The sequence below is a fragment of the Paenibacillus sp. Negev47 genome (assembly GCF_058313655.1).
This window is the reverse complement of the sequence record NZ_CM177754.1, coordinates 2179724-2191737: the sequence shown is the minus strand read 5'-3', so window position 1 is coordinate 2191737 and position 12014 is coordinate 2179724. Positions and strand designations below refer to the sequence as shown.

The window sequence follows — 12014 nt, the reverse complement described above, 5'->3', positions numbered from 1 at the left end:
GTTCTCCCTATTCACTGGTTCATGGTATTAACCTTTGACACCACCTGCAGTTACTCCTTCAATAATTTTCTCCTGCAGTATGGCGTAGATCACAAGTACAGGTACAACGCTGTACACAATGCCTGCCGACATCTGGGCGTAGTTCATCTGATATTGATCCCGAAACTGGACCATGCCCACAGGCAGCGTACGCAATTTATCAGTGGATAAGAAATAGTTGGCGAGCAAAAATTCGTTCCAGTTGCCGAGGAAATTAACGATAAAAACCGTAACGATGGCGGGAACTGTAAGAGGTATCACTATTTTAGCAAAGATACCCGGGGCCCTCAAGCCATCCATGACAGCAGCTTCCTCAATTTCTCCAGGCAGAGAACGCATAAATGCGGCCAGTATAATTATTGTGAAAGGGATCGCATTCGCCACATAAGGCACGATCAACGCCAGATGCGTATCCAATATGCCCATTTTGCGAACAAGCAGATAGATCGGCAGCATAAGTGCATTGTTGGGTATAAGCATGCCGGCCAGAATCAGGCTGTACAGAAACAAACTCCATCTCCGATGTCTCATGCGGGTTACGGCAAAAGCAAACATGGCACCGAGCCCAATCGTGCATGCCGACGACAGAACCGAAATGTACAGGCTGTTCCAAAAATACGTGCCAATCTTGGCATTTACCCAGGCCTCCACGTAGTTGTTAAACTCCCATGTTGTAGGCAGACCGAACGGATTCAGAGCGATTTCATTGTTATCCTGCTTGAAGGAAGAGAAGATTACAAATAAAAAGGGAAACAAAATCGCGATTAAATACAACATTAACAACACATGAGGTATACTGCTTTTTATGCTTTTCGCCATCAATATTCCACCCTCTCGCCCCGCCTCGCCACCAGCAGTTGATACACCGCAGTGAGCACAAGTGTCAGAGCAAAGATCAGCACTGCTATGGTATTGCCATAACCATATTTGAAGTTGGTAATCGCATATTTGATCATATATGTAGCCAGAACCTCGGTGGACCCAGCGGGCCCACCTTTGGTCATGACAATCACGATATCGGCTGCTTTCATTGCACCTGCAATGGACAACATGATAACCACTGAGATGATCGGCCGAATCAGCGGCAAGGTAATTCGCATTGCACGTTGTACCGCCGTTGCACCATCGATTGCAGCCGCTTCATCCAGATCACGGGGAATCGCCAGTATGGCCGCCAGCACCATGACAATGTAAAATCCCGTCCACTGCCAGGCGTTGGTCACCAAAATGGACAACATGGCGAATCGGTTATCCGATAACCAGTAGATTGGATCGATGCCCAGCACATGAAGAATTTTATTTAATAGTCCGATATTGGGCTCATAGATGAATCCCCATAAGATACCGATAACGGCTGTGGACATGATCGATGGTAAAAAAACAGCTGTTTTATACAGACCTTTTAGTCTTTTCACATTGGCAATAAGAAGCGAAAACAAGACGATCAGGGGTACTTGAATCAGTACCGAAAATCCGATAAAAAAGCCGTTATTCCGTGTGGAGATCCAAAACCGTTCATCGGTCAGTGCCTTCACATAGTTGGATAAGCCCACAAAACGTGGCTCAGCCGACACCCCATTCCAACTCGTCAGACTGTAATACAGGGAACTCCCAATAGGGTATAGAAAGAACATCACAAACAGGATTAGGGCCGGCATTACAAACAACGTATAGATTAACGGGCTGCGGAGTGAAGTATTCATGGTCAGCCTCCTTCAGTCACTTCAACGATCGCAGTTTCACCTTGAATTGGTTTATTCCACTGAAGCGTTTGCTTCCTCTTGTACCTTTTGCAGCTCTTCTGCCATTTTCTCTGGCGTAGTCTGGCCACCAATCAATTTCTGAATCTGCAGATTGCTGATCTCTGTCGTCACATCGGCCTGAACGAGTGCATCAAATGCCGGGAACGACGTCTTGGACGCATTTAGGACGGCCACAATTTCTTTCATCAGATCATCCGTTATACTATCGGTCAGCACTTTCTCATCCAGCTTCATGGCAGGCAATACCCCATCTTCCACAAGGCCACGGATCTGCATATCTTCATTGTAGAAATTTTTGATAAAAGCTTTCACTGCTTCCAACTTCTGCGGATCGTCTGCCACGGATGCGGAGAAACCGTATCCATTGTTCACATCACGCATCAAAGACGTCTGATCGCCTGCTCCGTTCTCTACCGGAGGCATATTGAAGAATCCAATCTTGCCAATGAGCGATTCACCGCTCTGGCCTTCTTTGAATACAGATGATTTCCATGTTCCGTCATACATCAACACCGCTTCTCCGCTCGTAAATTGCGTGGTATATTCGGCATACTCGAAGCCCAGTTCGCCTTTTTTGAAGTAACCCTTATCGACCCATTCCTTATGCTTGGCAAAACCTTGCACAACACCCGGGTCGGTCCATTTCGCTTCACCTGTTGCAAACTTTGCGGTAATCTCCGGCCCGGCATATCGGGACCACAGATGATTGGTTAACATGAGCGGTACCCAGCCTGCCTTGGATGCAGAAGCAAGCGGCACTTTGCCATCGGCCTTGATCTCGGCGAGAATATGGTCCAACTCAGCCATGGTGGTAGGGGCTTTCCATCCTTTTTGTTCAAAGTACTCTTTATTGTAGAAAAAACCTTCGCCCGATCCGCCAATCGGCAGTCCATATACTTGGCCTTCATACGTGAATGGTTCAAGGGATGTGAACTGGTCTTGAATGCCCAGCTCTTGCAAAATCGGAGTCAGATCAAGCAGCATGCCTTCCTTGGCATAGACTTTGGAATCCGGACTGCCGAACAGTTCAAATATATCCGGCGGGTTGCCTGCCGCCATCTCCCCGCGTAGCTTCTCCTTGCGATTTACATCGGATTCGACGCCATCCAACGTAAAGGTCAGGTTGGGTATCTCACCCTCAACTTTGTCCACAACATCCTGCAGGATAGCCAATCGTTTCTGTTTGTCAGCCCCTACTTGAGTGTGGCGGAGAAGCATCTCAATCGGTTCCTTACTTGTCTCCCCCGCAGGTGTATTGCCCGCGCCCTGCTGTGGCTCGTTACTTGAGCTTGCACATCCCGCCAAAGTCCATGAAGTGATAAGCAATATTGAAAGCAGCAACGTCATTCCTTTTTTCATCTGGTTGACCCTCCTCAAGATATTGAGCATTTGACTTTACACTCTGATTATAAAAAGCCGGAGCTTACATCGTAAGGATGACAATTCATCAATGGAGGGATAAAATCCTTCACTGGACAAATAATCCATCTTGCCACATGTTAAGAAACAAAAAAAACAGCCCCTGCGAAGTATGTTCGCAGAGGCTGCTTGGTTGATTGTTTTACCATATATAAAGGTTAGATCACTTACCTGAACAAGCCATGCCAGCCGTTTCCTGGCGACCTTGTTCGATCAGGCGATACGCCCGCTCCACTTCTTCTTCACTTGGCGAAGGAACACCATCCAGTGGATATACTTTACCGAGCGCTTCCCATTTGTAGATCCCCATCTGATGGTATGGGAGAATTTCGAACTTTTCGACGCCATTCAATGTTCCAATAAACCTTCCGAGGTTAAGCAGATCCTCTTCCTCGTTATGAATACCAGGCACATACACGTGGCGTATCCACATTTTCCGGCCTTGCTCCGATAGCCATTTGGCCGTTTTCAACGTTCTCTCGTTGGATTTGCCTGTCAGCTTGATATGTTTCTCGTCATCCATATGCTTAAGGTCCAGCAGAACCAGGTCTGTGTTATCCAAAAGATCGTGAATCCGCTCCGGTTCGTTAAACCCGTTGCTGTCCAGCGTCGTATGCAATCCCCAGCGCCGCTTCACTTCCTTGAAGATTTCGGCTACAAAGTGGGCCTGTAACGTCGGCTCTCCCCCAGATATCGTGAGCCCGCCTCCGGAGCTGCGGTAGTAGGATAGATACGGCTCAATTTCAGCCAGTACCTCCTCTAGCGTCATTTCTTTTCCACCATCCAGCGCCCATGTATCAGGGTTGTGGCAATATTGACACTTGAGTAGACATCCTTGCATAAAAAGCACGAAGCGGATGCCTGGGCCGTCAACCGTCCCGAAAGTTTCGAGTGAATGAATATGTCCTTTAACCATGCTGCCTCTTCCTTTCTGTATCCGCATCCGCTGTGCGTTTAATATGATTTGGAATGCCTTGCTCTAGCGGTCCTCTACTTGCAAATTACTTACATCGAGCCATGGAACGTACGGTTGATTACATCCAACTGTTGTTCACGAGTCAGTTTAATGAAGTTAACAGCATATCCGGATACCCGGACAGTCAGTTGTGGATAGTTTTCCGGGTGATCCATCGCATCAATCAATTGTTGACGATCAAATACGTTAACGTTCAGGTGATGAGCGTTTTGACCGAAGTAACCGTCCATCATCGCAGTCAGGTTGGATTTACGTGTAGTCTCCTCTTTACCCAATGCTTTTGGCACGATGGAGAAGGTATTGGAAATACCGTCAAGACTGTGTTCATAAGGCAATTTGGCTACAGAGCCAAGGGATGCCAGTGCACCTTTTTTGTCACGACCATGCATTGGGTTCGCACCTGGAGCAAATGGTTCACCTGCTTTACGACCATCCGGTGTAGTCCCTGTTTTCTTACCGTATACCACGTTGGAAGTGATCGTCAGAACGGATTGTGTTGGCACTGCGTTACGGTAAGCTTTGTGCTTGCGAATCATGCCCATGAAGTTCTCGACCAGTTCAACAGCAATGCTGTCTACGCTGTCTTCATTGTTACCGTAACAAGGGAAGTCTCCTTCGATTTCGAAATCAACAGCGATGCCTTGTTCGTTACGAATTGGTTTAACTTTGGCATATTTGATCGCACTCAGTGAATCTGCTGTAACCGACAGACCCGCGATACCACAAGCCATCGTACGTACAATGTCACGGTCATGCAATGCCATTTCGATCCGCTCATAGCTGTATTTATCGTGCATGTAGTGAATGACGTTGAGAGTGTTCATGTACAGCTTCGCCAGCCACTCCATCATTGGTTTGAAGCGTTTCATGACTTCATTGTAATCCAGCACTTCGCTTGTAATGGCAGGATACTCAGGTCCGACCTGTGCTCCGGATTTCTCATCACGACCACCGTTGATCGCATACAGGAGAGCTTTTGCCAGGTTGGCACGAGCGCCGAAAAATTGCATTTGTTTCCCGATCTTCATCGCTGATACACAGCAAGCAATACCGTAATCGTCTCCGTAGATCGGACGCATCAGATCATCATTCTCATACTGGATTGAACTGGTTTCGATGGAAACCTTGCTGCAATAATCTTTGAAAGCTTCCGGAAGTTTCGTGGACCAAAGTACAGTCAGGTTTGGCTCTGGTGCAGGGCCCAGGTTGTTCAGCGTATGCAGGAAACGGAAGCTGTTTTTGGTTACGCGTGTTTCGCCATTCACAGACATACCGCCGATGGACTCCGTTACCCATGTTGGATCTCCACTGAACAGTTCGTTGTAATCCGGTGTACGCAAGAATTTGACAATCCGCAGTTTCATGACGAAATGATCAACCAATTCCTGTGCCTGTTCTTCGGAAAGAATGCCTTCTTGCAGGTCACGTTCAATGTAGATATCCAGGAAAGAAGATACACGTCCAAGTGACATCGCAGCACCATTCTGTTCTTTGATCGCAGCGAGATAACCGAAGTACAACCATTGGAACGCTTCTTTCGCTGTCGTCGCTGGCAAGGAAATATCGAATCCGTGCATATCACCCAATTGCTTCAATTCTTGCAATGCACGAATCTGCTCAGACAATTCTTCCCGCAGACGAATGACATCTTCATCAATGACATCAACTTCGAGTGCATTCAATTCACCTTTTTTGTTACGAATCAGGAAGTCTACCCCGTACAAAGCTACACGACGATAGTCACCGATGATCCGGCCACGGCCGTAAGCATCTGGCAGACCCGTGATAATTCCTGCTTTACGCGCTGCACGCATGTCGGAAGTATAAGCATCGAAAACCCCTTGGTTATGCGTTTTGCGAATGTTTGTAAATATATCAATCACGCCTTGTGGCATTTCAAAGCCATATGCCTCACATGCGTCGATCATCATGCGGATTCCGCCTGTTGGTTGAATGGAACGTTTGAACGGAGCATCGGTCTGAACGCCGACAATCTGCTCTTTGGATTGATCCAGATAACCGGGTTGGTGAGAAATAATAGTACCTGGTGTGTTCACGTCAACATCAAGGACACCACCGTTATCACGTTCTTTTTTGGTCAGATCAGATACGATCTCCCACAATTCTTTGGTATTCTGGGTTGCACCTGCGAGAAACGCTTCGTCACCGTAATACGGAGACAAGTTGTGTGCCAGAAAATCATTCACATCGACGGATTTGGTCCATGTTCCTTTGGTAAAGTTTCTCCAGCCTGTTTGTTGTTTGACATCTTTTTCAATCACCGACATCGTAATCCCTCCACTAATTTGGATTTCTGGACACATAACATGTTGCTTCATTCGTATCATTGTGTGCCCAGAGCCGCGATTAATGTGAATTGTTTCACATAAACCGGATCATGTTCTCTCTACCTGGGAACCGGAACCGCGGGATGAATGTTTTCCTTACATTTTCAGTATACGTCTTGGGGCTTTCATCATCTGTGATTTTTGTCACAAAGTCAGTGAACTCACTCACTCCACCTACGATTTGTCCCATTGAACCGAAACTTTACACAGGATCACTGCGTGGCAGAACAACCTTCCAATCGCTGTTATCCCCAGATTTTTTTGATTCCCTTTCGAAAAGGGAAAATCCGGTGATAAAGGCGAACGCTTCGCTTTTTCAGGTTATTTCTGCCCCTCCGTTGTCGTGTAAAGGGATTGTTCAAAAGGCCACATCGCGGATTCCGTGTAACCTCTTTAGAACCGAACCATTGCTTCTCTATACTCGGAGCAAACCAAATCTTAAAATAGACCCTGAAAAACAGATGCTTTGCTCTTCCGTTTTCTGCCCTCTTCGTTATTTTGTGAACATCTGGCTCAAACAGCCACATCACGGATTCCATGTAACCTCTTAGAACCGAACCATTGCTCCTCTATACTCGGAGCAAATCAAATCTTAAAATAGACCCTGAAAAACAGATGCTTTGCTCTTCTGTTTTTCTGCCCTCTTCGTTATCGTGTGAAAGACGGCAATCGGGGCCCCCCATCTCGGAGAACCCTGATCCTCTTGCCGTAAGGCACGCTTAGTTCTAATTCCTTATTCAAACTTTCCGTAGAAAGCGTTACGGTACACATCAGCCAATTCAGTTACCAGCGGCAACTTCGGATTGGCGGTTGTACATTGGTCTTCGAAGGCACGGTCTGCCAGATAATCCACATGTGCTTCAAAGTCTTTGGCATCAAATCCGATTTCCTGGAACGATTCTTCAATGCCCAATGTTTTGTTCAGATTACGGATGGCATTGATGAGACTGGTTACCCCTTCTTCTGTCGTGCGAGCAGGCAATCCCAAGATACGGGCAATTTCGGCATAACGCTCATCCGCTACAAAGTGCGAATATTTCGGGAACGATGCGAATTTGGTCGGTTTTTTCGCGTTGTAACGGATAACGTGCGGCATCAGGATTGCATTGGTGCGTCCGTGTGCAGTGTGGTACTGACCGCCCCATTTGTGCGCCAAGCTGTGGTTAATGCCCAGGAATGCGTTGGCAAACGCCATACCGGCAATCGTGGAAGCATTATGCATTTTCTCACGTGCCAGTTTATCTCCTTGTAGCGCAGATTGCTCCAGGTATTGGAACACCAGTTGAATGGCTTTGATCGCAAGTCCATCCGTGTAATCATTCGCCATGACAGACACATAAGCTTCAATCGCGTGTGTCAATACGTCCATCCCTGTATCTGCAACGGCTGTTCTAGGCAAGGAGTATACGAATTCCGGGTCGACAATCGCTACGTCTGGAGTCAGCTCATAGTCGGCCAATGGATATTTGGTGTTACCTTGATTTTTGTCTGTGATAACCGCGAACGATGTCACTTCAGAACCTGTACCGGATGTGGTTGGAATCGCTACAAATTTCGCTTTTACGCCGAGACGTGGATATTTGTAGATCCGTTTGCGGATATCCATGAATTTCTGTTTCAGGTCGTTGAAGTCGGTATCAGGATATTCATAGAACAACCACATCGCTTTGGCAGCATCCATCGGTGATCCACCGCCGAGTGCAATAATACAGTCCGGTTGGAAGCGGCGCATCATTTCCGTTCCGCGATCTACCGTTGTTGTGGATGGATCTGGCTCTACATCGGAGAATACTTCGATCGCTACTGGCATTTGGCGTTGACGAAGATAATGTTCTACCTTTTCTACATAACCAAGTTTCACCATCATGGCATCCGTAATAATCGCAACACGTGTGATGTCAGGCATTTTGGCAAGATACTGCGTTGCCCCTTTTTCGAAGTAGACTTTGTTCGGCACTTTGAACCATTGCATATTCACGGTACGGCGAGCCACCCTTTTCACATTGATTAAGTTCACAGCGGTTACGTTGGAAGAAGTCGAGTTACGTCCGTATGATCCGCATCCCAGTGTCAATGACGGCATGTTCGTGTTGTAGATATCCCCTATCGCACCGTGTGTGGATGGTGAGTTCACAATAATCCGTCCGGTTTGCAGACGATCTGCGAATTTGCCGATCACTTCTTCATTTGTTGAGTGGATAACCGAGGAGTGACCCATGCCGCCAAAAGCAACTACTTCTGCCGCACGCTCAATGCCCTCTGCTGCCGTTTTGACTTTGTAACAAGCGAGTACCGGACTTAATTTCTCAGCCGACAATGGGAATTTCGTACCTACCCCTTCAATCTCGGCCACGAGAATTTTGGTGCCTGCCGGAACTTCAATGCCGCATAACTTCGCAATGCTCACCGCTGATTGACCAACAATCGCCGGGTTCACCGCACATTTCTCGGCATTAATCGCACCTGCTGTCAATTTAGCTGCTTCATCTTTGTTAACAAAGTAACAACCGTTCGCAATCATTTTTTTCTTCACTTGATCGAAGATCGGTTCTTCAATGATTACCGCTTGCTCGGAAGCACAGATCATGCCATTATCGAAGGACTTCGACAGAATCAAATCCGTAACTGCCTGATTAATATCCGCGCTTTTCTCGATAAAGCAAGGCACGTTACCTGGTCCTACGCCCAGTGCAGGTTTACCACAGCTGTACGCTGCACGTACCATCCCTGATCCGCCTGTTGCCAGAATGAGAGCCACATCATTGTGATTCATCAGTTCGTTCGTGCGATCCATGGAAGGATCATCAATCCACTGAATACAATCTGCTGGTGCACCATGTTTCACAGCCGCTTCCAGCAGGATTTTAGCAGCTTCCCGGCTACAATTCTGTGCAGATGGGTGGAAACCGAAGATGATTGGGTTACGCGTCTTGATGGAGATCAGTGCTTTAAACATCGTCGTTGATGTTGGGTTCGTGACGGGTGTAATCCCCATAATAATACCGACCGGCTCCGCAATTTTCTGGAAGCTCTCATATTCGTTATCTTCAATCACACCTACGGTTTTGTCATACTTGATGCTGTGGTACACATATTCTGTTGCAAATATATTTTTGGTGATTTTATCCTCATACACTCCGCGGCCTGTTTCTTCTACGGCCATCTTGGCGAGCATCATGTGTTTATCCAGACCCGCAAGCGCCATGGCTTGCACAATCCGGTCAATCTGCTTCTGGTCCATCTTCATAAATGCGGCGTGTGCTTTGTTCGCTTTGTCGATTAACGTTTGAATATACTGACCTGCTGTCGGTTCTTTTGCTGGGGCGACTTCGTTCTTTACAGCCATCTCCCTCATCCTCCTAAAGGTTCGTATTAGTTTGTCTCTCTCGTTTACATTCACATCGTACCATAGCCAAAAACGTAATCATGTGATTTTTTTCACAAAGTATAACAAATTTAAATTTAGTTTTGTAATGTCTGCTAACAAGTTGATTTCCTCTTCCTATAATAAGTGTAGGGCTATCGAACACATCCTTCCCCATTAAAAGTGAATTTAATCACAATGTTTGAAATTTCGCCATTTTTGATGCCTTCCCATGCCCCCCAAAAGGTAAGTTTAGGTATATACTGAACTTAAAAATTGAACCACCGCAATTTGTACCGTCCTTCCTCCCGGCCGAGATGACCCTGATCAGGACGGCAACGGTTTGCGGCGAACCTCGGAGGCTACTGCAAGCTACAGAAGGCCGTCCGATGGACATAAAGGGGAGATAGACTTATGAGAGAACTAACGACTGTACTGGAAAAGCGCGGCAATACCAACTGTTTCTCGGAAGCAAATTTCAACCATCTGCTGGTTACAATGAAAGATAGAACCTATCCGGAAGGTACCCACCTGTATTGGGAAGGAGACGTCTCTGACAAACTTTATTATATGAAACGGGGTCGTGCCCAGATCACCAAATCCACGGATGAGGGCAAGGAACTGATCATGTACATGTATCAGTCCGGTGATATGATCGGCCAGGCTGATCCCTTCTTTGGCTCCAAGCATAGCTTTTCAGCGGAAGTGCTGGAAGACAGTGAGATTGGTGTACTGGAGCACAAAGACCTGGAAATGCTGATCTGCCAGCATTGTGACTTCGCGATCGACTTTATGAAATGGATGGGCATCCACCACCGGTTGACACAGACCAAGTTCCGGGACCTCATGTTATATGGCAAACCGGGTGCGCTCTGCTCCACCCTCATTCGGTTGTCGAATTCGTATGGCGAGCCTCATGGAGAGCATGTCATTATTCACAAAAAGATTACCCACACGGATCTCTCCAATATGATTGGAGCTACTCGTGAAAGTGTAAACCGCATGTTAAGCGATTTGCGCAAGAAAGATGCAATTGAATATGACAATGGCATGATTGTCATCAAAGATCTGAAGATGCTGCAAGGGATCTGTCACTGTGAACTTTGCCCGAACGAGATCTGTCGTATTTAATCTTCGATTATGCTATGCAGAATGTCGCTTATATATCTTTGAATGAAAAAAGCCCATTCCTCTGCAGAGGGATTGGGCTTTGTTGTATGCTTAGGATGCACTGGTCAATTCAAGCTTAACCGCATCACGTGGATTCAATTTCATGTCCAAACCATTTTCCATTAATTCCTTGTCGTTCACCATAATGACCCACCGCTGATTCATGCGGGGCGTAACATTCTCGACCGAAACGACAAATTTGTTATTCTCCGACATTCTCACAATCCCACTGGACTTCAAGACATCGCGAACTGTGCATTCCTGAACATAGACGCCAGCATATTGACGATTGAGAGTTGGCATAATGTTTCCACCGCTCACCTTGAGTAACGTTGTCTGGTATGCAACGCCATCCCCCCCACTGTCAGCGGCTTTCACGTAAATGATCACTTCATCTTTGGCATGAAGCTCCATGTCCCAATCTTCCTGTTCAATATCCTTGCCGTTCAATTTGACAGCCCAGCTAAGCGAAGAATCTAGAGAGACTTCACCAACAGATTGAATCCGTTTGCCATCCGCTGTAAAATCAACCAGTCCGCTATTCAGTAATGCTTTTTTGAGTGTCAAACCCTCACTAAAATCTCGCTTAATGGACTTCGTTGCATCAGGCAAAAACGTACTTCCATCTACAGCCACTGTAATCGTATTCGTTGTTTCTGTCTCTTTCACAATTGGCTGCTCTGAAGGCTGTGTCTCACTACAACCAGCCAAGATCGCCAGTAGGAGCAAACATACACCTATGTAACCGGGGATTTTCTTCTTCATGTAGGTAACACCACCCTGCGTAAAATCACTCACCCTGTTGTCCATAACCTCTATTATGGCACATTATTCAACAAAAAAAAGTGTCAAAGCCGTTACTTTTATGAAGCATACTCTCCACACAAGGCTTGTACAACAAAGAGAGCCTGCGCACAGGCTCTCCAATCTAAATC

Annotated in this window: 8 protein-coding genes; 1 reads left to right on the top strand and 7 read right to left on the bottom strand. The window is 46.6% G+C overall.

The features are described from left to right. Nucleotides 1-27 precede the first annotated feature (27 nt). The 6 genes from AC4G47_RS10025 to adhE form a co-directional block, all read right to left on the bottom strand. Nucleotides 28-858, bottom strand: a complete 831-nt coding sequence (locus tag AC4G47_RS10025) for a carbohydrate ABC transporter permease (protein ID WP_491105891.1) — start codon at nucleotides 856-858, stop codon at nucleotides 28-30. Then, nucleotides 858-1742 (bottom strand): carbohydrate ABC transporter permease, encoded by an 885-nt coding sequence (locus AC4G47_RS10020; RefSeq protein WP_458123182.1) that lies wholly within the window; start codon nucleotides 1740-1742, stop codon nucleotides 858-860. Before AC4G47_RS10020 ends, AC4G47_RS10025 begins: the two co-directional genes overlap by 1 nt. Before the next feature lie 51 nt (nucleotides 1743-1793). Continuing rightward, the gene (locus AC4G47_RS10015) at nucleotides 1794-3161 is read right to left on the bottom strand and encodes an extracellular solute-binding protein (protein WP_491105890.1); all 1368 of its coding nucleotides are present in this window, start codon (nucleotides 3159-3161) and stop codon (nucleotides 1794-1796) included. A 223-nt stretch (nucleotides 3162-3384) separates the two neighbouring features. Next, on the bottom strand, nucleotides 3385-4137 hold the full coding sequence (gene pflA, locus AC4G47_RS10010; RefSeq protein ID WP_458123184.1) for a pyruvate formate-lyase-activating protein: 753 nt from the start codon (nucleotides 4135-4137) through the stop codon (nucleotides 3385-3387). Nucleotides 4138-4226: 89 nt separating this feature from the next. After that, nucleotides 4227-6485: a formate C-acetyltransferase gene (gene pflB, locus AC4G47_RS10005; RefSeq protein WP_458123185.1), complete on the bottom strand. Its 2259-nt coding sequence runs from the start codon at nucleotides 6483-6485 to the stop codon at nucleotides 4227-4229. A gap of 793 nt (nucleotides 6486-7278) precedes the next feature. Beyond that, the gene (adhE, locus tag AC4G47_RS10000) at nucleotides 7279-9891 is read right to left on the bottom strand and encodes a bifunctional acetaldehyde-CoA/alcohol dehydrogenase (RefSeq protein ID WP_145148938.1); all 2613 of its coding nucleotides are present in this window, start codon (nucleotides 9889-9891) and stop codon (nucleotides 7279-7281) included. Between the two features lie 432 nt (nucleotides 9892-10323). On the opposite strand from adhE, the gene AC4G47_RS09995 reads away from it, so the two are divergent. Next, nucleotides 10324-11040: a Crp/Fnr family transcriptional regulator gene (locus tag AC4G47_RS09995; RefSeq protein WP_145322690.1), complete on the top strand. Its 717-nt coding sequence runs from the start codon at nucleotides 10324-10326 to the stop codon at nucleotides 11038-11040. 90 nt (nucleotides 11041-11130) lie between these two features. Here AC4G47_RS09995 and AC4G47_RS09990 read toward each other — a convergent pair whose 3' ends face one another. Beyond that, nucleotides 11131-11844, bottom strand: coding sequence for a hypothetical protein (locus AC4G47_RS09990; RefSeq protein ID WP_458123186.1), 714 nt, complete (start codon nucleotides 11842-11844; stop codon nucleotides 11131-11133). Nucleotides 11845-12014 lie beyond the last annotated feature (170 nt).

What these genes read in the sequence shown, in the direction of transcription:
- AC4G47_RS10025 (WP_491105891.1), bottom strand. Translation starts at nt 858, where the DNA reads ATGGCGAAAAGCATAAAAAGCAGTATACCTCATGTGTTGTTAATGTTG.
- AC4G47_RS09990 (WP_458123186.1), bottom strand. Translation starts at nt 11,844, where the DNA reads ATGAAGAAGAAAATCCCCGGTTACATAGGTGTATGTTTGCTCCTACTG.
- pflA (WP_458123184.1), bottom strand. Translation starts at nt 4,137, where the DNA reads ATGGTTAAAGGACATATTCATTCACTCGAAACTTTCGGGACGGTTGAC.
- adhE (WP_145148938.1), bottom strand. Translation starts at nt 9,891, where the DNA reads ATGGCTGTAAAGAACGAAGTCGCCCCAGCAAAAGAACCGACAGCAGGT.
- pflB (WP_458123185.1), bottom strand. Translation starts at nt 6,485, where the DNA reads ATGTCGGTGATTGAAAAAGATGTCAAACAACAAACAGGCTGGAGAAAC.
- AC4G47_RS10015 (WP_491105890.1), bottom strand. Translation starts at nt 3,161, where the DNA reads ATGAAAAAAGGAATGACGTTGCTGCTTTCAATATTGCTTATCACTTCA.
- AC4G47_RS09995 (WP_145322690.1), top strand. Translation starts at nt 10,324, where the DNA reads ATGAGAGAACTAACGACTGTACTGGAAAAGCGCGGCAATACCAACTGT.
- AC4G47_RS10020 (WP_458123182.1), bottom strand. Translation starts at nt 1,742, where the DNA reads ATGAATACTTCACTCCGCAGCCCGTTAATCTATACGTTGTTTGTAATG.